22 protein-coding genes and 1 other RNA gene are annotated in these 24884 nt (G+C 45.7%); 3 read left to right on the top strand and 20 right to left on the bottom strand.

Annotation, left to right across the window (positions count from 1 at the left end; all coding sequences use genetic code 11):
• Positions 1 to 125: 125 nt before the first annotated feature.
• From CEG13_RS19435 to CEG13_RS17850, 9 genes are all read right to left on the bottom strand, one after another.
• The gene (locus tag CEG13_RS19435; RefSeq protein WP_143469698.1) at positions 126 to 236 is read right to left on the bottom strand and encodes a MetS family NSS transporter small subunit; all 111 of its coding nucleotides are present in this window, start codon (positions 234 to 236) and stop codon (positions 126 to 128) included.
• A 75-nt stretch (positions 237 to 311) separates the two neighbouring features.
• Positions 312 to 1034 carry a helix-turn-helix transcriptional regulator gene (locus CEG13_RS17890; protein ID WP_100013262.1) on the bottom strand — a complete coding sequence of 241 codons (723 nt, stop codon included), beginning with the start codon at positions 1032 to 1034 and terminating at the stop codon, positions 312 to 314.
• A 1196-nt stretch (positions 1035 to 2230) separates the two neighbouring features.
• Positions 2231 to 2571, bottom strand: a transfer-messenger RNA (tmRNA) gene (ssrA, locus tag CEG13_RS17885).
• Positions 2572 to 2698: 127 nt separating this feature from the next.
• Positions 2699 to 3163 carry an SsrA-binding protein SmpB gene (gene smpB, locus CEG13_RS17880; RefSeq protein ID WP_100013261.1) on the bottom strand — a complete coding sequence of 155 codons (465 nt, stop codon included), beginning with the start codon at positions 3161 to 3163 and terminating at the stop codon, positions 2699 to 2701.
• A 76-nt stretch (positions 3164 to 3239) separates the two neighbouring features.
• Positions 3240 to 4043, bottom strand: a complete 804-nt coding sequence (zupT, locus tag CEG13_RS17875) for a zinc transporter ZupT (RefSeq protein WP_100013260.1) — start codon at positions 4041 to 4043, stop codon at positions 3240 to 3242.
• A gap of 287 nt (positions 4044 to 4330) precedes the next feature.
• Entirely contained in the window at positions 4331 to 6553 is a 2223-nt protein-coding gene (gene rnr, locus CEG13_RS17870) for a ribonuclease R (protein ID WP_100013259.1), read from the bottom strand.
• A 48-nt stretch (positions 6554 to 6601) separates the two neighbouring features.
• Positions 6602 to 7348, bottom strand: coding sequence for an alpha/beta hydrolase (locus CEG13_RS17865; protein WP_100013258.1), 747 nt, complete (start codon positions 7346 to 7348; stop codon positions 6602 to 6604).
• 359 nt (positions 7349 to 7707) lie between these two features.
• Positions 7708 to 7941 (bottom strand): preprotein translocase subunit SecG, encoded by a 234-nt coding sequence (gene secG / locus CEG13_RS17855; protein WP_100013256.1) that lies wholly within the window; start codon positions 7939 to 7941, stop codon positions 7708 to 7710.
• Between the two features lie 346 nt (positions 7942 to 8287).
• Positions 8288 to 9073 carry an SDR family oxidoreductase gene (locus CEG13_RS17850; protein ID WP_100013255.1) on the bottom strand — a complete coding sequence of 262 codons (786 nt, stop codon included), beginning with the start codon at positions 9071 to 9073 and terminating at the stop codon, positions 8288 to 8290.
• A 393-nt stretch (positions 9074 to 9466) separates the two neighbouring features.
• On the opposite strand from CEG13_RS17850, the gene CEG13_RS17845 reads away from it, so the two are divergent.
• Both CEG13_RS17845 and ptsP read left to right on the top strand, forming a co-directional pair.
• Positions 9467 to 10423, top strand: a complete 957-nt coding sequence (locus tag CEG13_RS17845; protein ID WP_100013254.1) for an alpha/beta hydrolase — start codon at positions 9467 to 9469, stop codon at positions 10421 to 10423.
• Between the two features lie 42 nt (positions 10424 to 10465).
• The gene (gene ptsP, locus CEG13_RS17840) at positions 10466 to 12178 is read left to right on the top strand and encodes a phosphoenolpyruvate--protein phosphotransferase (RefSeq protein ID WP_100013253.1); all 1713 of its coding nucleotides are present in this window, start codon (positions 10466 to 10468) and stop codon (positions 12176 to 12178) included.
• A 35-nt stretch (positions 12179 to 12213) separates the two neighbouring features.
• Here ptsP and CEG13_RS17835 read toward each other — a convergent pair whose 3' ends face one another.
• The 11 genes from CEG13_RS17835 to CEG13_RS17780 form a co-directional block, all read right to left on the bottom strand.
• Complete coding sequence (locus tag CEG13_RS17835) at positions 12214 to 12441, bottom strand: hypothetical protein (RefSeq protein ID WP_100013252.1); 228 nt, start codon at positions 12439 to 12441, stop codon at positions 12214 to 12216.
• A 338-nt stretch (positions 12442 to 12779) separates the two neighbouring features.
• Positions 12780 to 13352: a nitroreductase family protein gene (locus tag CEG13_RS17825; RefSeq protein WP_100013250.1), complete on the bottom strand. Its 573-nt coding sequence runs from the start codon at positions 13350 to 13352 to the stop codon at positions 12780 to 12782.
• A gap of 43 nt (positions 13353 to 13395) precedes the next feature.
• Positions 13396 to 14358, bottom strand: coding sequence for a nucleoside hydrolase (locus CEG13_RS17820; protein ID WP_100013249.1), 963 nt, complete (start codon positions 14356 to 14358; stop codon positions 13396 to 13398).
• Between the two features lie 87 nt (positions 14359 to 14445).
• Positions 14446 to 15414, bottom strand: coding sequence for a M23 family metallopeptidase (locus tag CEG13_RS17815; protein WP_239984705.1), 969 nt, complete (start codon positions 15412 to 15414; stop codon positions 14446 to 14448).
• A gap of 392 nt (positions 15415 to 15806) precedes the next feature.
• Positions 15807 to 17093, bottom strand: a complete 1287-nt coding sequence (gene eno / locus CEG13_RS17810; protein WP_100013248.1) for a phosphopyruvate hydratase — start codon at positions 17091 to 17093, stop codon at positions 15807 to 15809.
• Positions 17094 to 17115: 22 nt separating this feature from the next.
• Positions 17116 to 18654 (bottom strand): 2,3-bisphosphoglycerate-independent phosphoglycerate mutase, encoded by a 1539-nt coding sequence (gene gpmI, locus CEG13_RS17805; protein WP_100013247.1) that lies wholly within the window; start codon positions 18652 to 18654, stop codon positions 17116 to 17118.
• Positions 18651 to 19409, bottom strand: a complete 759-nt coding sequence (gene tpiA, locus CEG13_RS17800) for a triose-phosphate isomerase (RefSeq protein ID WP_100013246.1) — start codon at positions 19407 to 19409, stop codon at positions 18651 to 18653. The genes gpmI and tpiA overlap by 4 nt, the downstream gene beginning before the upstream one ends.
• 18 nt (positions 19410 to 19427) lie before the next feature.
• On the bottom strand, positions 19428 to 20609 hold the full coding sequence (locus tag CEG13_RS17795; RefSeq protein WP_100013245.1) for a phosphoglycerate kinase: 1182 nt from the start codon (positions 20607 to 20609) through the stop codon (positions 19428 to 19430).
• A gap of 135 nt (positions 20610 to 20744) precedes the next feature.
• On the bottom strand, positions 20745 to 21752 hold the full coding sequence (gene gap, locus CEG13_RS17790) for a type I glyceraldehyde-3-phosphate dehydrogenase (protein ID WP_100013244.1): 1008 nt from the start codon (positions 21750 to 21752) through the stop codon (positions 20745 to 20747).
• 51 nt (positions 21753 to 21803) lie between these two features.
• Positions 21804 to 22826: a sugar-binding transcriptional regulator gene (locus CEG13_RS17785; RefSeq protein ID WP_100013243.1), complete on the bottom strand. Its 1023-nt coding sequence runs from the start codon at positions 22824 to 22826 to the stop codon at positions 21804 to 21806.
• 189 nt (positions 22827 to 23015) lie between these two features.
• Positions 23016 to 23789 carry an acetoin reductase gene (locus tag CEG13_RS17780; protein WP_100013242.1) on the bottom strand — a complete coding sequence of 258 codons (774 nt, stop codon included), beginning with the start codon at positions 23787 to 23789 and terminating at the stop codon, positions 23016 to 23018.
• Between the two features lie 459 nt (positions 23790 to 24248).
• On the opposite strand from CEG13_RS17780, the gene CEG13_RS17775 reads away from it, so the two are divergent.
• The gene (locus CEG13_RS17775) at positions 24249 to 24482 is read left to right on the top strand and encodes a hypothetical protein (protein ID WP_100013241.1); all 234 of its coding nucleotides are present in this window, start codon (positions 24249 to 24251) and stop codon (positions 24480 to 24482) included.
• Positions 24483 to 24884 lie beyond the last annotated feature (402 nt).

The raw sequence follows: 24884 nt of genomic DNA, 5'->3' as shown, positions 1-24884 counted from the left end.
AAAAAACAACTGTGACTTGAGCAAATCACAGTTATCAAGGAAACATGCTTACAACTACATTATATATTTATTAGTTCAGAGTTCTTTACCAATTATCGGATTCATTTTAACCAAATTACAAAGTTCTATTGTTTTTTATTCGAACGGCTTTTGAAAGCTCGTAAAATAAAGTAAGCTAAGCCGCCCCAAAGTAAAACGATACTAAAAATCATTACGAATATGGCTCCCAATGACATTAAAACCATCCCCTTTACAAGTTTGGTTTTATTGTATTCGAGATGAAAAACGATAGCTTTACCGATTGGGGGGACTTATTTATCACAAATACGGTACTTCCGGAATTGACTTGGTGTAATACCTTCGTGTTTTAAGAATAAACGAGTTAATGAAGATTGATATTCTAACCCCACTTGGATGGCAATATGTAATATAGATAAGTTTGTATGAAGCAGCATATCCTTTGCTTTATTTAAACGGACTTCTTGTATATATGCAAAAGGTGTTTTTCCAGTTTCTTTTTGAAACCACTCCGAATAATAGGAACGATTATAGTGTTCAAGCGATGCCAGCTTTTCAATCGTTAATTTTTCATCATAATGTTCATGTATATACTTAATTGATGTGGGTTGATATTCTTGAAGTAAATAATACGAAATGTACGGATAGAGTTCCTTTAGTGCAGTTGAATTTATTGGTTTTTGATTTATTTCGTTTTGTATAAGATATCTTATACCTCTCCATTGATCATTTAACCCACATGAAATAACCTTATTCTGAAATTCTTTTTTATTTAACAAGAAATCAGGGATATCTAAAACCAAAAATTCATTTCGCATAATTGAGTTAAAGGTATGAATATGTCTTGGAGGTATGAAAAGTACTATTTCATCATTTAATCGGAAGTCATTTTCCTCCACCCGAATGGAAAGCTTTCCATATTGAGGTAATATTAACTGGGCATAATAATGAGAATGAGTGTCTTGATTTTGACCATAAGTTCTTCTTTCCGCAAAAATATTTTTGATTAATTCCACATTTATCACTCCCTGTGTTTAATTCTAAAGGATAATACAGCTTTTGGACCTAAAAAACAATATCCCATCGGGTTTTCTAACATAATAAGTGAACGCCATTCTTTTTACTTTGACTAAGGATATTTATTATGAAGTAAATAAACGTAAAGGTTCGGATAAACAATAAATACACAATCCTAATTTGTACAAAGATGCATATAAGAAGGTTGATGCTTGATAAAATTAAGAGCGTCAAAAGCAACTAAAGAGGCAATTGCATCTGATGGTTTTCTGACTGGAATAGGATAGAAACTACCTCTTAAAACATTTTCTTCTTCAACTCTTCTCCGAATTAGCTTAATATCTCGATATTTCAATACTAACATATTATTCCAATAACATTATTGGATTTTTGATCAAGAAAAGACGATATTCTTCCATTGCTTCTTTTTTTAGTTTTACTTTTCTCTATTTTAGACAAGAAATGATGAGCATTGCCCGATTGTATTTCATCAGCAAACACTCGATAGAACGCAGTCATTATTGAATTATCAGCATCACTAACCATACGCCACTTGGAAACAGTAAGAACAATTATTAAAGTAAGACCGCGTAAAGTATATTAAATAGCCCAACTCTCCATTAATTAAGGGAATTGGGCTGGTTATACTTCTCAAAAATTTATCATAAATTATTAAACCGTATTTCAAAGCCACCATCTTATTAAGTAAATAAACCAAAGTTTGATCTGCTACACCATTCTATTGCCTATACAATAACGTTTTATAAAAAATTCCCAAGTAACTATGACATGATTTTTAAGCATAATATTGTCACCTATCGTTTTTAAGCATAAGAATGTCACCCTGACATTCTTATGCTTAAAATCACACACAAAAAAACCACCAACAGCTATGTATTGGTGGAGACGGTGGGACGTGCTCTTCCATGCTTTCGACATGGCACTGACTATATCTTGAACCTGTGTAAAGAATAGGTCCTTCGGCGTCTTATGCGAAATATGGATTTACCTTCATGAGGCAGGATTCCGCATCCTAGTGCTGCCCGCTAAGTGGCAGCCTATAAGTCGATACATGGCTGTTGGATTGCTCCTCATACCACTCGGTATTGCCCTATTGCTTCAGGAAAAGCAACTTAGGTTTCACCGATAAAGCCGAATTTTCACTTTTGTGTTGCCACAAAAGGCGACTATTTTCTAATCGAACCCACGTCCAGAGGCATTGCCACCCAGGCTTCTACACGCATAGTTGGTATTTGCGCATTCGCTCAACTCTCAGCCTACCAACAGGCCTTGAGCCAGCTAGTCTGATTGGTTTCAACTACCATCCTCAGACGGTGGATGATAGTATAGCCCGCTTGATTTGAGACCCTTCAATCTGCCACACGGGCGATAGCAGGAAGGATCGCTTTAGGCTACTTACGCAGCTGCTAAAGCAGGAGTATTGTTTTCTTTGCCAGTTATATTTAGGCAATAACGTTTTACGAGCCGTAACCTCGACGCGCAACCTGGGCTCAATCTACCCCTGTCGAATCCGTAACGTCCCCATAAATAGAGAAACGTTAAGGAAGTAAATTTGAGCCTTATTTAATTATTTCCTTAACTACAGTTACTATTGTATCATAAATCCGCATAAAGTCAAGAGGGCCGCGGTTTGCAATCCAGTTTACTTGAAGCTCTCCTTAATCGCCCGATCTGCATCACGCTTCATTTGCTTGCGTTTCAGATCCTCGCGCTTGTCGTATTTCTTCTTCCCTTTTCCTAGTCCAAGCAGCACTTTGGCGTAGCCGTTTTTGATATAAATCTTCAGCGGGATAAGGGCATAACCCTGCTGCTGAATCTGGCCGGTTAATTTATCGATCTCTTTGCGGTGAAGCAGCAGTTTGCGTGTTCTGGTCGGGTCATGGTTAAACCGGTTGCCCTGCGTATATTCTGCGATGTGAAGATTAATCAGCTTCACTTCACCGCGATCAATCCGCGCATGGGAATCCTTAATATTAACCCTGCCGGCACGGATCGACTTGATCTCCGTCCCTTGCAGAACAATCCCTGCTTCATACGTTTCCTCGATAAAATAATCGTGGGACGCTTTTTTATTTTGTGCGATTGTATTACCCTGACCTTTTGGCATAACGGTTCCTCCTACTACTTCCGTGAACATCTATTTTACCAAACAACCGTTGTGATTCCAAGAAGAAGTTTTCGGCTTACAGAAGCAGCAAGCTCACAGCCATGACTGCCATACCACTGATGACCCCATAAATCGACATATGTGTCTCATCATATCGCTTGGCTGCAGGCAGCAGTTCATCCAGCGAAATAAAAATCATAATTCCCGCTACCATCGCAAAAATGATTCCGAACATCAAGTCAGTGAGGAATGGCATCAAAATCAGAAATGCGACTACCGCTCCGGCAGGTTCTGCGAGGCCGGATAAAAAAGACAGTCGGAATGCCCGCCGCTTATTATTTGTCGCATAATAAATCGGCACGGAAACCGCGATGCCTTCAGGAATATTGTGAATTGCCACGGCAATCGCGATCGCAAGCCCGATGCTTGGATCTTGCAGTGTAGAAATAAATGTCGCTATCCCCTCGGGAAAATTATGAATCCCGATGGCGAGTGCAGTGAATGTTCCCATTTTTAATAAGGCCGGATCATTGATCGCACTCCCCGGCTTCTTCATATCCTCGATTTTTTTCACTTCATGCGGGTTGGAATGTTTCGGTATATAGCGGTCGATCAATGCAATCAGCAGGATACCCCCAAAGAAGGCAATAACCGTCAGCCATCTGCCGCCCTGATCCCCCAATTCCGCAACCAGGGAATCCTGTGCTTTAAAAAAGATGTCAATCATGGACACATAAATCATGACACCAGCAGATAAACCCAGCCCAAAGGATAAAAATTTGGTATTCGTCGTTTTCGCAAAGAATGCCAAAAGACTTCCAATGCCTGTCGCCAGGCCGGCAAACAGTGTAAAAAGAAATGCCAGCATTACATTTTCCATAGCTGATGATGCGCCTCCTCACCCAATCCGGGAATATTAAGAAAATTAATGATTTATTGTTGACAGGCACTTGTTTTGTTATTACTCTAATGTATAGTTTATACACCAATTAATTATATGTCAACAATAGTTTTTCCTTTGTGCAACTTTTGTATAGGAGGATTATATGCTGAGAGTTGGGATTTGTGCCGTTGGATTTTTATATGATGGGTGAATGCTCGGTGTGACAGAGGTGTGGATGGCTGCCGAAAAAAAAGAGCCGAGTCGCCACCCGGCTCTCCCTTAAATTATCCTTTTTTCGCTTTACTCTTCTTCTTCGGTTTTCCTTTTTTTCTTCCACCGCCGTTATTTTTAGGCTCTTTGATTTTCTTCTTGTGTTTACGAGGTTTTTCTGCCCGGACAAGATCGAAATCAACGGTATGTTCATCCATATTAACGCTGGTCACCTTGATTTCCACTTCATCGCCGACGCGGTACATATTGGCAGTGCGTTCACCGATCAGCGCGTGGCTTCGTTCCTCAAAATGATAATAATCATCGGTCAGATTACTGACGTGAATCAGTCCTTCGACGGTGTTTTCCAGTTCGACAAACATGCCAAAGTTCGTCACCGAGCTGATGATGCCCGTGAACTCTTCGCCAATTTTGTCCTGCATGTATTCTGCTTTTTTCAGGCTATCGGTTTCCCGCTCCGCATCCACTGCGGCGCGCTCGCGTTCTGATGTATGGCGAGCGATTTCCGGCAGGCTTTCCTTCCATTGCCGGATCGTTTTCGCATCCATTTGCTTGTCGATCAAATAGGTGCGGATCAGCCGGTGCACGATCAGATCCGGATAACGGCGGATCGGCGAAGTAAAGTGAGTATAAAATTCGGTTGCCAGGCCAAAGTGTCCAACACCCTGCGGATCATAGCGCGCCTGCTGCATGGACCGGAGCATCAATTTACTGATAATCAATTCTTCGGGCTTGTCTTGAACCTCTTCAATCACTTTCTGCAGCGCCTGTGGGTGAATCTCATTGGCGGTACCTTTCACGACAATGCCAAGACCGGCTAAAAACTCGAAAAAGCTTTCCAATTTGCCAGGATCAGGGTCTTCATGAATCCGGTGAATGAACGGCACGTCCATCCAGTGGAAATGCTCGGCGATCGTCTCATTAGCCGCCAGCATGAATTCCTCGATCAGCCGCTCCCCGACAGAACGCTCGCGCAGCACGACGTCTTCCGCTTTTCCTTTATCATCCACGAGCACTTTTGCCTCTTTGAAATCAAAATCGATAGCGCCGCGGCCCATCCGCTTGCCATTAAGAATCTTGGCGAGCTTTTCCATTTGTTCAAACATCGGCACCAGTTCGCTGTACCTCTCGCGCAGTGCTTCATCTTTATCGATGAGGATTTTGTTTACATCCGTATACGTCATCCGCTCATTAGTCTTGATCACACTCTGGAAAATTTCATGATTGACCACATCGCCTGATGACGTGATCTCCATCTCGCATCCAAGCGTCAGCCTGTCCACCTGGGGATTCAGAGAACAAATCCCATTGGAGAGCCTGTGCGGAATCATCGGGATCACCCGGTCCACCAGGTAGACACTGGTTCCGCGCTCAAACGCTTCTTTATCCATCGGGCTGTCTTCATCGACATAATAGCTGACATCCGCAATATACACGCCAAGCTTGTAATTGCCGTTATCGAGTTTTTTCACCGTGACGGCATCATCCAGATCCTTGGCATCCGCGCCATCAATGGTAACAATCATTTCATCCCTCAGGTCACGACGGTTTTTGATTTCATCTTCAGAAATGGTCTCCGGGGCGTTCGCTGCCTGTTCCAAAACTTCATCAGGAAAATCCACTTGAATGCCGTGCTTATGAATAATGGAAATAATATCGATGCCCGGATCATTTTTGTGACCGAGAATATGAATGATTTCCCCCTCGGCACTTTTACGCCCCTCAGGATATTTCGTAATATGGGCAATTACCTTATGGCCGCTCACCGCGCCGTTTGTCATGCTTTTGGGGATGAAAATATCATTGGGGATCCGTTTGTCATCTGCTATGACAAATCCGAACGAGCGATTGTCTTCAAAGGTGCCTACCACCTGCAGCACGGCACGTTCCAGAATGCGGATCACCGTTCCTTCTGGGCGGCTGCCGCTGTCTTCCTTACGCTCCAGCCGTACAAGCACACGGTCATTATTCATTGCGGAAGCCAGGTCGGAATGATGAATGTAAACATCGTTCTGCCCCTCTTCTTCAGGAATAAGAAAAGCAAACCCTTTGGCATGCATTTGAATTCTGCCGCGGATTAAGTTCATTTTCTCCGGTAAGCCGAAACGGTTTTTCCTCGTGCGGACGAGTTCGCCCTCATCCTCCAGTGCGTTCAGCGCCTGCACCATCTCTTTAAATTTCACCGCATCTTCTATATCCAAGGCTTCTTCCAGCTCATCCACTGCGAGTGGTTTTGTCCCGCTTTCTTTAAAAAATGTTAGTATTTCTTCTTTCATTGTTTCACCTTCTTTCTTAAAATTGTTTCCCTATTTTTCCAATTATAATCATTCTTTCCAATCAAGCTGCTCGAGAAACTGGTGAATATCTTCGTGCAGCTGTTCTTTTTCCTTACCCATCGTAATCACATGACCGGACTCTTCGTACCATTTTATATCTTTCTGATCCGATTCGATGTTTTCATATATGTAGTTGGCGCTCTCCTTGTTGATCATTTCATCTTTTTCTGCCTGAACCACATATGCCGGTGTGTAAATCGTGTCAATTTCCTCTTTCACTTCTGTGATCAGCTTCTCCAGCCTGTCGAACACTTCCTCGGAACTTTCCATGAGTTCATCGATCTCGCTGCGGATGGTATCCTCGTCTTTTCCTTCCAGCTGCTTGTATTCCTTGGCAAATGCCTGAAATCCCTTGGTGAGCTGGGTCTCGTTGTCAAAAAACATTGGCGTGCACATCGGAACGACGCCTTTCACCTTCTCGGAATAGGCCAGTCTCAGCGACAGCACTCCGCCAAGCGATAACCCGGCAACCGCGATTTCCTCATAGCCGAGATCTTTTAAATGATTAAAAGCGGTCTGCACGTCTTCCCACCATTGGTCCGGATTCGTTTCGATTAATTCCTCCGGTGGTGCACCGTGCCCGCGAAGAATCGGCGCATGGCTGGTGTAGCCCTGTTTTTCCAGATATCTGCCAAGCATGCGCACATCCGCAGAATGTCCGGTAAATCCGTGCAATAGCAGGACGGCACGCGGCCCTGCTTCAAATGTAAATGGTTTTGGCTGTACAACTTTCATGTTCATCCTCCATCTCTATCACAATTCCTATTTCTACTTTACCCTTTTTTGGCAATTGTATCACTTGATATGGTGTTGAGGGTGGGGGGCGCTTGGGTTTGGGGTGGAGTTTTCTCTTTGAGGCGGAAGTTTCTGCTCTCCCGCCGAAGTTCTCCCTCTCCCGCCGAAGTTCTCCCTCTCCCGCCGAAGTTCTCGCTCTCCCGCCGAAGTTCCCGTTCTCCCGCTGAAGTTCTCCCTCTCACGCCGAAGTTCCCGTTCTCCCGCTGAAGTTCTCCCTCTCCCGCCGAAGTTCCCGTTCTCACGCCGAAGTTCTCATTCCATAGAAAAACCCCTACCACGACACGTGATAAGGGCAATTTTTACTGAAGTACATATACACTTATGAAAGCCAGCAGGAAGAACAAAACACCTGTGACGATGGTACCGCGATGCAGGAAGTAATCGACCCCGCGCGCTTTTTGCTTTCCGAATAGCTGCTCCGCCCCGCCGGAAATCGCTCCCGACAAGCCTGCACTCTTACCTGACTGCAATAAGATAAACACTACCATAATAATAGCATTAACTACTAACAATACATTAATTAATGTCGCCATACTCATACCCTCCTGAACGGACAAATACCTATACATACTGTAGCACAATTGCGGCAGATTAGGCAAGGTAAACTTTTAACCTGAACCTCTAACAAATATAAATTCGTACAAAAGCGCAGGAAGCCTTATTATACCTAAGGCATAACTTAAATAAGAACTCCCAATGACGTTCTTTACCACAGGGAGTTTTTACTTAAGGCCTCGAGATGTAGGCGCTGGACCTAGTCGTGGCATTTCCTTGCAAGGTCCAACCTGCAGAGTGCCGGGATCTTTCTGCAAAGATTAATAGAATACCCTTAATCAAAGCCTCCTTTAAATGCAGTCCCCAACATTTTTCCTTTCCAGCTCAGATTTCCATATCCCAGCGTTCCTGTTCTGTTTTCTTCATCTGTTGTTCTGTCTCTTCTGGATAGGCGGTCCGGAATTTATGGTGATCGGCAGGGAGGATTTCAATCATCTTTTCGATCATGTCTTTGGGATCAAACTGATTATTTAGTCCTTCTTCCTTTTCCTTCATATCTTGCTTACGTGTGAAATTTAACTTTTCATCGTACCATTTCCATTGTTCCTCTGCAGCCCGATCATTGAAGCCGGTCTCATATGGTCCTGGATTGATGGTTGCCACTTGCACACCGAACCCTTCAAGCTCCTTCTGCAGGCTTGAGGCAATGCCTTCGAGCGCGTGCTTTGTCGCTGCATATGGACCGCCATAAGGTGCTGCCATAATTCCTGCCATGGAACTCATGAAGACGATCTTCCCGCTGCCTTTTTTCACGAGCTTCCGCGCAGCAGCCTGCACCGTTTCCAATGTGGCAAATACATTCACTTCAAATATTTTACGGAAACGGTCCATTGGTACTTCCCCGAGCGGGCCTCTTTCATTGATCGCTGCATTGGCCACAAATACATCGAATTCATATTTTTCAATTTCTACTCGGTCGCGTGGATTCGTAATATCAAGTTTGAACACTTCTATATCTAATTTTTCTTCGCGCGCTTCCCTCATTAAATCGGTCTTCTGAGAAGTTATCTCAGTAGTCGCAATGACACGGTAACCTTTTTTCGCGAGCCCGAGGGAAGCTCCTCTCGCAAGGCCGCTGCCCGCGCCGGTAATGAAAATTGTTTTCGCCATTTAGCATACCTCCTGTATATGCTCCATGGTTTCTATGTTCCCATCAGGTAACAGGATAAACCTTACTCAGAAGGGATCCCAACGTTATGGAAAGCAGTTCAAAAAAACCTTTCCAGACAAATGCGTTGGATTCGAAGCAATTGAATCCCATTTGCCAACAACTATCGCATTGTGGATGATATCGTTGTTATTGACTATTTCGATGACTCTAAGGAAGCATTCCGCAGACATGAAGAACTGCATAAAAGCCATACCGTGAACTTCATACTTCCAGAGACAATATTGACATCTGGGAGAAAAGAATACGAACACCACGAATTACTTCAAATTAGACTTCCCAGCAATTTCCACTTACCATGAAAGCAACACACCCTACAGAAATGGATGATAGCAATGGAAAACAATTTTTGGCTAACGATGGAAGACGGCGTTGAAGTTTATGTGAAAAAATGGGAAACTCCCGGGGAAAAGCCGAAAGCTCTTGTGCAGCTGGCACACGGGATGGTAGAGCATATCCAGCGCTATAATGAGTTTGCCCGATACTTGCTAAGCCATGGCTATTTTGTTTATGGCAACGATCACCGCGGGCACGGCAAGACCGGGGAGAAACAGGGTTTGCTTGGCCATTTTGCCGATCAGGATGGCTTCGCAAAAACCACTGAGGATCTGCATGTGATTACCAACCATATGAAACAGGAATATCCGGACACGCCTGTAATTTTGATCGGCCACAGCATGGGCTCGTTTTTGGCAAGGCTCTACATTCAGCAGTACAGTCATGGGCTTGACGGAGTAATTTTGTCGGGAAGCGGGTATTTTCCAAAGCTCATCTCACAGGCCGGGAAACGGCTTGCTGCCATGTTGCCGCCACGGGAATCCTCGCCGCTCATGAACCAGCTGGTCTTTGGTTCCTATAATAAGCGTACAAAAAAAGAAACTTCCGTTGACTGGCTAAGCCGCAATGAATCCGCTGTGGAGTCTTATCTCAATGATCCTTTATCCGGCTACATACCGACAGCAAGGTTTTTCTATGATTTGCTGGACGGGCTGATTGTCATGCATTCGGAAAAACGAAACCGGATGATACGAAAAGACCTGCCTCTCCTGTTCGTGAGCGGAGGCGAGGACCCTGTCGGCGATTATGGCAAAGGCGTCTGGAAAGCTGCCCATCATTATCAAAAAGCCGGACTGGAGAACGTTGCAACCATGCTGTTTGAACACGGTCGGCATGAACTGCTGCACGAGACCAATAAAGCAGAAGTCTTTACTGCCCTCCACAGCTGGGTGGAAAATATTGCCTCACCCGGCGAGAAGCGTACTTTTCTTGAATCGCCCACAGGAAACATTTAAAATGAAAAATGGAATGCAAAATATAGACAAGGTGGTCGAATCATGACGAATATACAAGGAATTGGAGCATCATCTGGCATCGCTATCGCAAAAGCGTACCAGCTGGTTACTCCAGATCTTTCGTTTGAAAAAGCAACGATAGATAATCCAAATGAACAAATAGAACGCCTGGAGAAAGCGCTGGCGATTTCCAAAGAAGAACTGGAAAAAATCAAAGAACATACCCGGAAAGAGATTGGCGATGAGCATGCGGAAATTTTCTCTGCCCACTTGCTTGTGCTGAGCGATCCGGAAATGATCAACCCGATGAAGGATAAAATCACTTCAGAAAATGTCCTGGCTGAAACTGCGCTGGAAGAAACCGCAAACATGTTCATCGACATGTTCAAAAACATGGATAATGAATACATGCGCGAGCGTGCTGCCGACATTCAGGATGTCACCAAACGCGTCATGGCCCATTTGCTTGGCGTAACTTTTCCTGATCCTGCTTTGATCAACGAAGAGGTAATCGTGATCGCCAAGGACTTGACCCCATCGGATACAGCCCAGCTGAACCGGGAATTTGTCAAAGGGTTTGCCACTGATATCGGAGGACGCACTTCCCACTCAGCAATCATGGCCAGATCCCTGGAAATCCCGGCAGTCGTTGGCTCAAAAGAAGCAACCGGCACCATTTCCCAGGATGACATGGTAATTGTCGATGGAAACGAAGGCACGGTTATTGTCCATCCGACAGAGGAAGAACTTGCTGCCTATCGTCAAAAACAGGAGCAATTCGAGCAGCAAAAAGAAGAATGGGCCAAGCTGAAAGATGAGCCAACTTTCACCGAAGACGGCGAGCAAGTCGAATTAGCGGCCAACATTGGCACACCGAACGATGTGGAAGGTGTCCTGAATAATGGCGGCGAAGGGGTCGGCCTCTATCGCACCGAATTCCTTTATATGGGAAAAAGTGAACTCCCTACAGAAGATGAGCAATATGATGCGTATAAATCAGTACTTGAGCAAATGGACGGCAAGCCGGTGGTTGTGCGCACGCTGGATATCGGCGGGGACAAAGAATTGGATTACCTTGATCTGCCGGAAGAACTGAACCCGTTCCTCGGCTTTCGCGCGATTCGCTTTTGCCTGGAAAATGAACAGGTCTTTCGTCCGCAACTGCGCGCTCTGCTCAGAGCCAGTGCGCACGGAAACTTGAAAATCATGTTCCCGATGATCGCTACATTGGAAGAGTTCCGTCAGGCAAAAGCTATTTTAAATGATGAGAGAGAGAATTTGATCAGTGAAGGCAAAGAGGTAGCCGGGGATCTAGAAGTCGGAATCATGGTCGAAATCCCATCCACTGCGGTGATCGCCAAACAATTTGCCAAAGAAGTCGATTTCTTCAGCATCGGCACCAATGATCTGATTCAATATACGATGGCGGCCGACCGGATGAACGAGCAGGTTTCCTATCTGTACCAGCCATACCATCCGGCAATATTGAACTTAGTCAACAATGTCATTGAAGCGGCACACAGTGAAGGCAAGTGGGCCGGCATGTGCGGAGAAATGGCCGGAGATTCCATTGCGATCCCGATCCTGCTCGGCCTGGGTCTCGATGAATTCAGTATGAGCGCGACATCGATTCTGCCGGCACGCACGCAACTCCGCGGTTTGTCTAAGAAGAAGATGAAGTCGTACAAGGAGAAACTGCTGGCGATGGGTACTGCGGAGGAAGTTGTGGAGTTTGTTAAGGAGAGAACGGAATAATTGGAAGAAGCCCGGACGATGGTCCGGGCTTTTTTTCATGATGACCATTTTATATTACTAATCCCGAGCTCACGCTTGGCGTCATCCATGGAAACAAACTCATTTTCATCTTTGGTCTGCTCTTTTTCTTCTTGGGTCAATGGTTCTTTATTTGGCTCTTTGGCATCGATGTCCGCCCAGAAATCATTAATCCGGTGATCCATTAAAAATTTCATAAAGTCGTAAGCGCTGCTAAACCGTTGATCATCCAAAGCATCGACCAAATAGATGAAGATCCTTACTTGATATGGGCATTTTACCGCGCATCTTTTATAAAACAGATTGGTGAAATTTGATTTTAATTAACTAATGACTTTCTTTATTTCATAGATTTATTCTTATTCCATTCATACGGTCTCTTTGTCCACTCCACAAAAATATAAATTAAAAACACAGTGATAAAAACTATAATATTTTCTATCCACTGGATTTTTTCATTAGAAATTAAATCCTTGATTGTAAAGACAGCAAAAAATAAGAATGCAATGATGATACTTTTTTTAAACACATTGGCCCCTCCAACAAGACATCTACAAACTGATTTTATTGTTTTCTTATACCCCTACTCCCCAACAATCTCCATCTTCTCCTCAATCGGCGTCCTTCCCTTATCCCTCGGGACCTTTTCCGGGTATCCAATCTGCATCACCCCGGCAATTTTCATCCGCTCCCCGTCCAGTCCAAGCGCTTCCAAAAATTCAGGGTCATGTATATACGGCGTGATCGTCCACAGCATGCCCACCCCATATTCCCAGGCTGCCAGCTGGGAGTTCTGGATAAATGCACAGACAGAGGCATATTCTTCTTCCATACGGACAGGGTCTTCCTCTTTTTCAAGATAAATCACTGCATGATGGGGGATGGCCAGCAGAAACTGTCTCATCGAATCGATCATTTTTAGCGTTTTTGGTTCCCCATCGGTCTTGATCATGCCAATTCGCTGATAGCTTTCGATAATTGCATCCACCAGCCGCTTCTTGCCCCCGGCTTGGTAGAGTTTGATATTCCAAGGCTCCTTCATATAGTGCGTCGGAGCATAGGATCCGTATGTGAAAATCTCTTTTAAGATTGCTGTGTCTACTTCCTCTGGTTTAAATGTATGAATGGATCTGCGTGCTTTGATCGTTTCCAGCATCTTTATCACCTCAAAAATCTGCTCCGCAAATGTCTTCTATTTATCAGAATTGCTGACCGGTCATGACCGTCATGAAATCCCGGTAAAACTCCCGGTAGTCAAGCTGCAGTGCAATCCTGTGCTCTCTTGCATCTATAGCATCATCCAAGTTAACATATGGCCGAATATCCGCGATGCTTTGCCCTCTCACTGCCCGATTTTGTTCTTGAACCACATGAACTGGCAATTGCTGAAACCGTAGCATATCGTTATGAATCACAGCCATTAACGTCAGCACATCATGCAGCGGGCTGCCCTGAACGGCTGGGTTTCTCTGTTTGTAAAAATTATAATAAAAATCCAGCATTGGTTTGATAATCTCAATTTGGCCGACCCGGTCAATATAATTGACCATTTGTGGGGTGGCAATTGCCTGCTCCGTCACATTAAGCGGGATAATGGTAACATCCCGGGCATGATTCAGGACAAGCTTTACCGCTATAGGATCTCCGTAAAAATTCGCCTCGGAAACCGCAGTGGCATTGCCCGGGACCCAAAAGGCCCCTCCCATCAGGTAAAAGCTTTTCACATTACTCATCAAATTACTGTAATACATGAACATCGTGGCCAGCGATGTTAGCCTGCCGGTATTAACAATCACCAATTCATCTTGGTATGCCTCGATAATCTCAGCGACCCTGAAAAAATTTTCCGTTACCCCATCCTGCATACCTTCAGGCGGAATAATCGGTCCCAATCCATACTCGCCATGAATATCGTAAGCAAAATCCGGCGGGTCACTTGTCATGGCAAATTCCGCACCAAGGATGATCGGCACACCCTCCAGCTCTGCAGGGTCAAGCCGGCTTTTGACATATTGGATGTTAGCCACCGCTCTCTCCCGGGAAATATTACCATAATCAGCCACAATGCCGACAATTTCAATTTCATCATTAAGATAACCATACAACAGCGCAACCGTATCATCAATGCCAATATCGCCAAACACCAAAACTTTCTGCACCATAACGGACCTCTCCCCCTCTGTCTTTCTTTAGCATATTAGGGAAAGGTTCTGTCCTATACATGAGGAAGGCTACAGAATGTTGCGCAGCTAAAAACCTGTCACGGTATCTCCACGCACTGGTTCCTTACCATCCAGTTTGATGCGGATGGAGGCAGCTTCCCGCCAGTTCGGGCTGTCTGCCACATGAAAATGGATATGCGGTTCGCTGGAATTTCCGGAATTTCCGGCTAAGCCAAGCAATTCCCCCGCAGTGACTTCCTGCCCCTCTTCTACTTGAACCGTTCCTTGCTGAAAATGAGCGAACATGCTATACTCTTCATTTTCATGTTCAATGATTACATGATTGCCTAATGGTTTATTCTCATTGGTATCAACGGTCGGCGTATTATCCTCGATAGCATTTTCTGTTTGAACGACCACTCCCTCCAGTGGTGCAACGACTTCCTTGCCGAATGCATAATAGCTTTCATTGTCTTGGGGATTGCCGTCATACGAATTGCCTTCTTTCCTGATGAGAAGATCATAGGCATACCGCTGACTTTCAACAGCATAATGATAGTTTACAAGCTCATTGGTTCCACCCCAGAACGTAAACCATTCCTCGTTGATGGGCATCTGGTATGTATTTTTGGTATAGGTGTCGTCACTGCCCAGATTGGACGTAACAGGCATCACCTGCAGACCTTCAATCGTATCGTCCTCGGCAAAATACGCGCGGACCCCCTTGTCACCCTGATCACTGAGCCACTGGTGTTCCGTGAGTCCTGCTAAAGGCATTTCCGAGGCAAGCGAATAGCTGTTTACGTCCTGGTTAAATTCTTCGCCGATTCCCTTGAACTCCTCGTAAGAAACCTGATCTTGAAACGCTTGGCTCATCTGGTTGTACAGTGTTTGGTAGTTTCCTGCTAAAAATTCATCCGGAAATTGTGCTGCTGGTATGTTTTTCATTGTGTTTTCCTCCCTTTCTGGATCCTCTGATGTTTGATCATTTTGCCCGCATGTGGCAAGTCCCAGCATGAAAACCAGGCTCACCAGTGCGATCAGGGTTGCTCTCATAAATCCGTTCCTCCTTTACCTTTTATACGGGGAGAAGGATAGAAAGGATTCAACATTCTATAGAGGATTTGCTGGCGGGTTATGGGAAGGGACTGTAAGACATATTAGCCTGCTGATTAATCTATCGGACTTTACGGGTGCCCAGTCATTCATTTTTAATTCTGTTCTATCCATCTTTTCGAGCCTTCAGTCGCTCACTTTTGATCTTGAGAGATGCTCTATCCGTCTTTTCGAGCCTTCAGTCGCCCTCTTTTAATCTTGAGATTCGTTCTATCCATCTTTTCGTGACTCCAGTCACCCTCTTTTGATCTTGAGACCTGCTCCGCCCAGCCGCTCTCAACAATAAAAAAACAGGACCCCCGAAAATCGGGAATCCTGTCACACACTTCCACTTACTTATTCAAATTATAAAACGCAGTCAAACCGGCATATTCACCCATGCCTGCCAGCTCATCTTCAATCCGCAGAAGCTGGTTATACTTGGCGACACGATCCGTGCGGGAAGGCGCGCCTGTTTTGATTTGACCTGCATTTGTCGCTACTGCGATGTCAGCAATGGTTGCATCCTCAGTTTCTCCGGAGCGGTGGGAGATGACCGCTGTGTAGCCGGCGCGTTTTGCCATTTCGATTGCTTCAAAGGTTTCAGTCAGCGTGCCGATCTGGTTGACTTTAACCAGGATGGAGTTGCCGATGCCTTTTTCAATTCCTTCTGAAAGCTTAGAAGTGTTGGTCACAAACAAATCATCTCCGACCAGCTGCACGCGATCGCCGATACGGTCAGTAAGGATCTTGAAACCGTCCCAATCGTTCTCGTCCAAGCCGTCTTCAATGGAGATAATCGGGTACTTGTTGATCAGTTCCTCATACCAGTCGACCATTTCCTCTGATGTACGGACGACTCCTTCGCCTTTCAGATTGTATTTGCCGTCTGAGAAGACTTCCGATGCCGCCACGTCCATCGCCAGCTTGACTTCTTCACCCGGTTTGTACCCGGCCGCTTCAATAGCTTCCATAATCGTTTGCAGTGCTTCTTCATTGGAGCCGAGGTTTGGTGCAAATCCACCTTCGTCCCCAACACCGGTGTTATAGCCTTTGGATTTCAGTACTTTTTTCAGTGCATGGAAAATTTCTGCTCCCGTGCGCAGTGCCTCTTTGAAAGTTGGTGCGCCAACCGGCATAATCATGAATTCCTGAATATCGACATTGTTATCTGCATGCTCTCCGCCATTCAGGATATTCATCATTGGCGTTGGCAACGTTTTGGCATTGAATCCGCCGAGATAGTTGTAGAGCGGGATTTCCAGGAAGCTGGAAGCCGCGTGGGCAGCAGCAAGCGATACACCCAGGATCGCGTTAGCACCCAGTTTTCCTTTGTTTTCCGTTCCGTCCAGCTCGATCATCAGGCTGTCGATGATATTCTGGCGGGTAACGTCCAACCCGAGTAGTTCTGGTGCGATGATTTCATTGACATTGTTGACCGCCTGGCTGACTCCTTTACCTAAATAACGGTCTTTGTCACCATCGCGCAGTTCTACTGCCTCATATTCTCCTGTGGAAGCACCGCTTGGCACGAGTGCCGAGCCAAACGCTCCGGATTCTGTGAAAATTTCCACCTCAATGGTTGGGTTGCCGCGGGAGTCGAGCACTTCGCGGGCATAAACATCGGTAATGTATGGCATGAAAAATCTCTCCTTCATTCGTCTATTTTTTAATTAACGATTCGCCGGTCATTTCTTTCGGCTTTTCTACATTCAGAAGATCAAGCAGTGTCGGTGCCAGGTCAGCTAAAATTCCGCCGTCCCTAAGCTCGGCATCTTCTTTTGTCACAATTACGGGAACTGGGTTAGTCGTATGAGCGGTCATCGGATTGCCGTCCAGGGTAACCACTTCATCGGAATTTCCGTGATCGGCAGTGATGATCGCATGTCCGCCTAGCTCCACGATTTTATCAACAATTTTGCCAAGGCATTCATCCACGGCTTCGATGGCTTTGATTGTTGGCTCCAGTTTGCCGGAATGCCCCACCATATCCGGGTTGGCGAAATTGAGAATGATGGCGTTCTGCTCGCCAGCGTCCAGTTCTTCCATTAGTGCGTCGGTAACTTCATAGGCACTCATTTCCGGCTGCAGATCATAGGTTGCCACTTTCGGAGAGTCGATCAGGATTCGCTTCTCTCTAAAGAATTTGGCCTCCCGTCCGCCGCTCATGAAAAAGGTGACATGCGGATATTTTTCCGTTTCCGCAATCCTTAGCTGGTTGAGTTCGTTCTGCTCCAGCACTTCTCCGATCGTATTATCGAGGTTCACCGGTTCATAGGCGACATAACCTTCCACCGATTCACTGAAATTCGTCAGCATTACAAAATCAAGGTTCTTCGGTGCATTTTCTCCGCGGTCAAAATCGCGAAAATCTTCGTTCGCAAACGTACGCGAGATCTGCACAGCACGGTCTGGCCGGAAATTATAAAAGATAATTGAATCGTTATCCTCTACTTTACCGACTGGCTCTTCCTGTTCATCGACAATGACCGATGGAATCACGAACTCATCATGAATGCCGTTCGCATAGGAATCATCAATTACTTCAAATGGATCTGAGTAAGTCGGGCCATCTCCGTAAACCATCGCATCATACGCTTTTTTTACCCGCTCCCAGCGTTTGTCTCGGTCCATCGAGTAATAGCGGCCTGAAATGGTGGCAATTTGTCCGACGCCCAATTCGGTCATTTTGTCCTGGGTATCTTTAATATATTTCTTAGCGGTTTGCGGTCCGACATCACGCCCGTCGAGAAAAGCATGGACATACACTTCTTCCAATCCTTCCTCTTTTGCCAGGCGCAACAGGGCAAACATATGATTAATATGGCTGTGTACCCCGCCGTCGGAGAGAAGGCCGAAGATGTGCAGGGCTTTGCCTTGTTCTTTTGCTTTATGGATCGATTTCAGGAATGCTTCCACTTCATAAAAGTCGCCTTCCTTAATCGACAGATTCACCCGTGTCAGGCTCTGATAGACAATTCGCCCGGCACCAATATTCAGGTGGCCCACTTCCGAATTGCCCATTTGCCCCTCCGGCAGGCCGACCGCTTCTCCGCTGGCGGTCAGCTGACTATGGGCAAATTGCTTCCAGTAGCGGTCAAAATTGGGCGTGTGGGCATGTTTGACCGCATTTCCTTTTTCCTCATCCCGGATGGCAAAACCGTCAAGGATGATTAAAGCACCTAATGGATTTGCACTCATTTTGTACCTGCCTCCACGAGTTGCAGGAAGGAGTCCGCCTCCACGCTTGCACCGCCGACAAGGGCGCCGTCGATATCCGACTCTGCCAGCAGTTCATCGACATTGGCAGGTTTTACACTGCCGCCGTACTGGATTACCACTTTATCTGCGGTCGCTTCTGATGTTACTTTCCCAACCACTTGACGGATATGGCTGCATACTTCATTGGCATCCTTGCTGGAGGCTGTTTTGCCTGTGCCGATTGCCCAGATTGGTTCATAGGCAATAACCGTCTTGGCAACCTGCTCATCCGTCAGGCCATCCAGCGCTTTTTTTATCTGGTTTTCCACATGCTGCATTGTTTCATTTGCTTCACGTTGCTCGAGCGTTTCTCCAACACAGACGATCGGAGTCAGACCATGGTTAAACGCTGCATGGGTTTTCTTATTAACCGATTCGTCCGTTTCGGCAAAATGTTCGCGCCGCTCCGAGTGGCCAAGCACGACATGTGTCACGCCAAGATCTTTCAACATGACCGGGCTGACTTCCCCGGTGAATGCCCCGCTGTCTTCAAAGTGCATGTTTTGCGCACCGATCTTCACCTGTGAACCTTTCGTTTTTTCCACGAGGGAGGCCAAAAATGGAAATGGCGCACAGACAATGGCTTCGGTCTTTTCCAGTTGCGGTGCTGTTTTCACCACCTCATCGATGAAATCATTTGCTTCCGTGAGTGTTTTGTTCATTTTCCAGTTTCCTGCAATTACGTTGCTGCGCATCTTTTCACCTCATTACATTTATTTATCGGTCAGGGCGTCTACTCCTGGAAGCACTTTTCCTTCCATGAATTCCAGAGAGGCACCGCCGCCTGTTGATACATGATCCATTTCTTCGGCGAACCCGAATTTTTCTACGGCGGCTGCGGAATCACCGCCGCCAATGATCGTATAGCCGTCTGTTTCTGCCATCGCTTCGGCTACGGCTTTTGTCCCGCCTGCAAATACGGAAAGCTCAAAGACTCCCATTGGGCCATTCCAGATGACTAGCTTGGAATCTGCCACCACCTGGCTATAAGCTTCGCGCGTTTTCGGTCCGATGTCCAGAGCTTCCCAGTCGGCCGGGATCTCGTCAATCGCCACTTCTTTGGTATTGGCAGATTCCGAGAAATCATCAGCGATTATAACGTCCTGCGGCAACATGAAATTCACGCCTTTTTCCTCGGCTTTTTTGATAAAGTCATTGGCCAGGTCGATTTTGTTTTCCTCGAGGAGAGACTTGCCAATCTCATGTCCCTGTGCTTTGACAAAGGTATAGGCCAATCCGCCGCCAATAATCAGGTTATCGACTTTATCTAGCAGGTTGTCAATCACATCAATTTTATCTTTTACTTTGGCTCCGCCGATAATTGCGGTGAATGGACGCTCCGGTTCTTCCAGTGCTTTCGAGAGAACACGGATTTCTTTTTCCATCAGGTAGCCTGCCACTGCAGGAAGTTTCTCTGCGACACCGGTTGTTGAGGCATGAGCTCTGTGTGCGGCACCGAAAGCGTCATTTACATAGTAGTCCGCCATGTCAGCAAACGCCTGTGCGAGCTCCTCGTCGTTTTTTTCCTCGCCTGGTTCAAAGCGGACATTTTCCAGAAGCAAAACCCCGCCATCGGTCAGCTCGGAAAGTGCCTGATATACCTCTTCTCCGTGCACCTGATCTGTTTTCACAACTTCCTTGCCGATCAGATCACTCAGGCGCTTGGCAACCGGATCGAGGCGCAACTCATCCACGACTTGGCCTTTCGGACGGCCGAGATGGCTTGCGAGAATAACCGTCGCTCCCGCATCGGATAAATATTCGATTGTCGGGAGTGCTGCCTTAATCCGCGTGTCGTCGGTCACTTCGCCGTCTTTCATCGGGACATTAAAGTCCACGCGGCAAAAGACTTTTTTGCCTTTCACATCTACGTCCTGCAATGTTTTCTTGTTCATGTCCTGCAACCTCCCAGTCTTCATAGTATGTAAACCCGTATCACCATAGGTTTTCCCTATCCCAAGGGCTTTTAATCTCCAATTTAAAGGAAAAAAGCAGAGGAGGAACACGCCCTCCTCCGCTTAAACTTTACCTTATAGTCCTTGTTTTGCCACGTAAGCTGCCATGTCGACACAACGTGCAGAGTAAGCCATTTCGTTATCATACCAGGAAACGACTTTCACCATATTGTCTTCCAAAATCATGGTAGACAGGCTGTCGAATACGGAAGAATGGATGTTTCCGACTATATCTGATGAAACGAGCGGATCCTCGGTGTATTCCAGGATTCCTTCCAGATCGCCTTTCGCAGCGTCAGCAAATGCTTTGTTAACATCTTCTGCTGTTACGTTCTGATCCAGTTCAGCAACCAGGTCAATGATTGAACCGTCCGGAGTTGGCACACGCATAGCCATTCCGTTCAATTTGCCGTTCAGCTCAGGCAGTACTTTTCCTACCACTTTTGCAGCACCGGTCGTTGTTGGGATAATGTTCTGTGCTGCTGCACGCGCACGGCGATAGTCTTTATGCGGCAGATCCAGGATTTGCTGGTCATTGGTGTACGAGTGTACGGTGGTCATCAGCCCGCGGCGCAGACCGAATTTCTCATGCAGCACTTTTGCCATTGGCGCAATGCCGTTTGTCGTACAAGATGCATTGGAAATGACATGGTGCTTGCTTGAATCATAGTCCTGCTCGTTGACACCCATTACCATGGTCAAGTCTTCTTCTTTAGCTGGTGCGGAGATGATTACTTTTTTCGCGCCTGCATCCAGGTGTTTCTTCGCATCGTCGCGCTGAGTGAAGCGGCCAGTTGATTCAATAACGATTTCCACACCAAGATCTCCCCAGCCCAAGTTGGCAGGATCGCGCTCGGAGAGTACTTGAACTTCTTTTCCGCCAATGACAAGGTTCGATCCGCTTACGGTTACCTCTTCTTCTAATTGTCCGTGTACGGAATCATATTTTAATAAATGTGCCAGCATATCGGCATCGGTTAAGTCGTTGACGGCAACTACTTCCACCTCGTCATTTTTCAGTGACTGACGGAAAACATTGCGTCCGATTCGTCCAAAACCGTTTATTCCTACTTTTACTGCCATTGAATATTCCTCCTTAAGTATACTCTTAAAAATTTATATTTAAAGCGGATATTACATCCCCTTCAAAATCTCTTCCGCTGCCGCTTCATCGGTAATCAGCAGGTCACCTTTCGCCTGCTGGAAATAGGAAGCAATCGCTTGTCCCTTGGAATTCCCGCCTGCCACGGTGATTACTTGATTTGCGGCTTTTAAATCTTCCAAATGCAGTCCGACTGTGCGCACCTTATGCACGACCTCACCGGATGCATTGAAATAGTAGCCAAAAGCTTCGCTGACCGCCTGATCCTCTTTCAGTTTGCTCATCACGGCTTTTGAGGTTTTCCTCCGCTCCGCCATCGTGAGCGCATCCCCAATACCGTGCACGACAACATCCGCCTCTTTGATGACGTGGATCATTTCCTTGATCGACGGCTCATTGATGATCGACTGATAGGCGGTCTCGCTTAATGGATCCGGTGCGTAGAGCAGCCGGTAGCTGCTGCCTGCCCGCTCCGCCATTTTTGCGGCGATCGTGTTGGATTGGTTTTCCACTTTTTCGCCAATGCCGCCGCGTGCCGGTACAAACAAATAATCATCTTCCCCGCCGAGCGGTGTCATCACTTCAGCCACAGCGGCCATTGTCGTGCCGCCTGTGACAGCAATCGTGCTTCCGGGCTGCGCAGCCTTTTTAAGACGTGCAACACAGGCCTTGCCCATTTCCTGCTTCACCGTCTCCTGCTCGTCACTGTTGCCTGGGACGATGATGACATGATTCACCTTTAATTTTTCCTTTATTTGGGCTTCTAAAACATCCAGCCCTGTCCATTCACTGCGATAGAATGCCAGCTGATCCCTCATTATTTTACCCTCTTTTGTCAGATACATTCCCTTTGACGTCAGCTGAAGAAATCCTTGGCTTCCGAGAAATTCAATTTCCCCGCGGGCATTCCGCTCCGTGAGTCCGGTATTCTCGGCAATTCCTCTTCTGCCAATCGGCTGGAATATATCAATACATTGCAGAATCGCATATCGTGCTTCCATTACCTTCAAAAGGTCGGGAACCAGCTTCTTCTGCAATTCAAGTAATTCCTTCATGGAAAAACTCCTTCAAATAGTTATGGGACGTCTCCGGGGCAAATCAGACCCACGTGTTTTCATTATGTCCCACACAGGGCAAAAATAATGAAGCATCTGCTTCAATTTTTATTTTAGCATAATGCGGGATGATTACAAAACAAAAGGCACCTATTGTTTCCACATCAATAGGTGCCTTTTTCATTGCTCTTATCTAAAGACAATACCGCCATCTGTGATGATGGCTTGTCCGGTGATATAGTCGGAATCGTCCGATGCCAGGAAAGACACAAGGTTTGCAACATCCTCAGGTTCTTGTGGTCTTCCTAAAAGAATACCCTCAGAAAACTGTTTAAATGCATCGCCTGGTTCCATGTGATCATAGTATTTCACCATTTCCTCGTCGATTCGATCCCACATGGCGGTTCCGGCAACACCAGGGCAATAGGCGTTGACCCGAATATTATCCGAAGCCAGTTCTTTGGCAGCAGATTGCGTGAATGACCGTACTGCGTGCTTGGTAGCCGAATATGTTGACAGCATTTCATATGATTCATGTCCCGCAATACTGCAGGCGTTAATGACTTTCCCTTTCGACTTTTGCTTGATAAATTGCTTTGCAGCTGCCTGCGTTCCAAATACGACACCATGGACATTGATGGAAAAAGCTTTATTCAATTGGTCCTCATCTACATCCATGAATGGAGTTACCACATCAATGCCGGCATTGTTTACAAAAACGTCGAGCTGTCCGAACTCCTCCACTGCTTTTGCTACTAGATTGGATTGATCGTCTTTTTTCGAAACATCGCCTGCAACACCTATAACATTCAGTCCGTCATTTTTAAATTCTTCTAATGTAGAATCAAGCAATTCCTGTTTGATATCATTTAATATGATGTTGAATCCATCTTTCCCCAGCCGTTTGGCAATCCCTTTTCCCAAACCGCCTCCGGAACCGGTTACTACTGCTGTTTTTGCCATTTGAATCTCCCCCTTTTGCAAATTTTATGTAGTTCTTTGGAAATGATCCATTTTCACTGTTCCCGATTATTTAGAAATCAAACAGATAATAAGAACATTTCACCCTATAGAAGAAAAGCTATACGATGTAAGATATTTTCACTGCACCATATAGCTTTTTCAGACATGTGGTCTCACTCGGGTTGATTTCGCCGTTGTTTTGGTTGATAATCCGCTCCCTCGCATCGATTTCCTCCCCCGTTCCGGTTGATATCCTTATAATGCAATAATAGCGGAATTTATTTACTTAATACATCAACTGGTGTAACATATGATAAAAATATTACAACTATAGAGATAACACAATTTTTGTGCATTTTATTAATAATTAGGAAATCCTGTTCTATAAAGGTTGGCTTAAGCCACAAGAATTTTACGAGGAGAGCATTTTGGAGATAATATATTGAGGGAGGGTAGAAAATGAAGAAAATGAGAAATCTCGCACATTCCGAGTGGAAATTAAGTGTGATGGCTCTAGCGGCACTTATTGGGACTTTCACTTCAATTCTTGTCGTTCAACGTGAACTAAACCAAACATTTGCGATAGGCTGCTTGGCCGTTTATGCACTAGTGGTAGTTAGTAATGCGATTTACGTGTTCTATAAGAGAAAGAAAAACAACGGGGTGGAAAATGGGAACTACAATCACGAATAGCGTTCAACCCTTCAAAACCCTTGGGTAACAAGGGTTTTCTTCATTTACTCATCAAATCCTTGGCTGAGTCTTCGTTCATTTGCGCTCGAATGTAGCTCGTCATCAATCTGTTCAGTTCCTGAGTTTCGTTCAGGTGTTCGCTCAAATCCTGCTCCTGTTCAATCATTCAACGCCAGATCGTCATTAAAAAATAAACCAGACAGCAAACTCTTAATCTATCGCTGTGGATTGCATAATCTTTTTTGAAAGAGAATTTTTCCCATATAAAAAAACGCTTGGATTATGAACTGCCCCCTGTCAAGTAGACAGTGGAAATAATAAAAATGACTTAAGCGGCTTTAGCTCTGTGTTCCATAGGGCTAAGGCCGTTTAATCTTTTTTGGTATCTATCATGATTATAAA

The sequence above is a fragment of the Lentibacillus sediminis genome (assembly GCF_002763455.1).
Lineage (GTDB): Bacteria > Bacillota > Bacilli > Bacillales > Amphibacillaceae > Lentibacillus_D > Lentibacillus_D sediminis_A.
The sequence above is the reverse complement of the archived record's forward strand: the minus strand, read 5'-3'. Positions and strand labels throughout refer to the sequence as shown.

Bases quoted from the DNA above. Each gene is read 5' to 3' on its own strand.
- eno (WP_100013248.1), bottom strand. From the start codon at position 17,093: ATGCCATACATTACCGATGTTTATGCCCGCGAAGTGCTCGACTCCCGC.
- CEG13_RS17845 (WP_100013254.1), top strand. From the start codon at position 9,467: ATGGAAAACAATTTTTGGCTAACGATGGAAGACGGCGTTGAAGTTTAT.
- CEG13_RS17865 (WP_100013258.1), bottom strand. From the start codon at position 7,348: ATGAAAGTTGTACAGCCAAAACCATTTACATTTGAAGCAGGGCCGCGT.
- tpiA (WP_100013246.1), bottom strand. From the start codon at position 19,409: ATGCGCAGCAACGTAATTGCAGGAAACTGGAAAATGAACAAAACACTC.
- CEG13_RS17850 (WP_100013255.1), bottom strand. From the start codon at position 9,073: ATGGCGAAAACAATTTTCATTACCGGCGCGGGCAGCGGCCTTGCGAGA.
- secG (WP_100013256.1), bottom strand. From the start codon at position 7,941: ATGGCGACATTAATTAATGTATTGTTAGTAGTTAATGCTATTATTATG.
- CEG13_RS17780 (WP_100013242.1), bottom strand. From the start codon at position 23,789: ATGGCAAAAACAGCAGTAGTAACCGGTTCCGGAGGCGGTTTGGGAAAA.
- CEG13_RS17820 (WP_100013249.1), bottom strand. From the start codon at position 14,358: ATGGTGCAGAAAGTTTTGGTGTTTGGCGATATTGGCATTGATGATACG.
- CEG13_RS17825 (WP_100013250.1), bottom strand. From the start codon at position 13,352: ATGCTGGAAACGATCAAAGCACGCAGATCCATTCATACATTTAAACCA.
- ptsP (WP_100013253.1), top strand. From the start codon at position 10,466: ATGACGAATATACAAGGAATTGGAGCATCATCTGGCATCGCTATCGCA.
- CEG13_RS17775 (WP_100013241.1), top strand. From the start codon at position 24,249: ATGAAGAAAATGAGAAATCTCGCACATTCCGAGTGGAAATTAAGTGTG.
- CEG13_RS19435 (WP_143469698.1), bottom strand. From the start codon at position 236: ATGTCATTGGGAGCCATATTCGTAATGATTTTTAGTATCGTTTTACTT.
- gpmI (WP_100013247.1), bottom strand. From the start codon at position 18,654: ATGAGTGCAAATCCATTAGGTGCTTTAATCATCCTTGACGGTTTTGCC.
- CEG13_RS17785 (WP_100013243.1), bottom strand. From the start codon at position 22,826: ATGAAGGAATTACTTGAATTGCAGAAGAAGCTGGTTCCCGACCTTTTG.
- zupT (WP_100013260.1), bottom strand. From the start codon at position 4,043: ATGGAAAATGTAATGCTGGCATTTCTTTTTACACTGTTTGCCGGCCTG.
- gap (WP_100013244.1), bottom strand. From the start codon at position 21,752: ATGGCAGTAAAAGTAGGAATAAACGGTTTTGGACGAATCGGACGCAAT.
- CEG13_RS17795 (WP_100013245.1), bottom strand. From the start codon at position 20,609: ATGAACAAGAAAACATTGCAGGACGTAGATGTGAAAGGCAAAAAAGTC.
- CEG13_RS17815 (WP_239984705.1), bottom strand. From the start codon at position 15,414: ATGAGAGCAACCCTGATCGCACTGGTGAGCCTGGTTTTCATGCTGGGA.
- smpB (WP_100013261.1), bottom strand. From the start codon at position 3,163: ATGCCAAAAGGTCAGGGTAATACAATCGCACAAAATAAAAAAGCGTCC.
- rnr (WP_100013259.1), bottom strand. From the start codon at position 6,553: ATGAAAGAAGAAATACTAACATTTTTTAAAGAAAGCGGGACAAAACCA.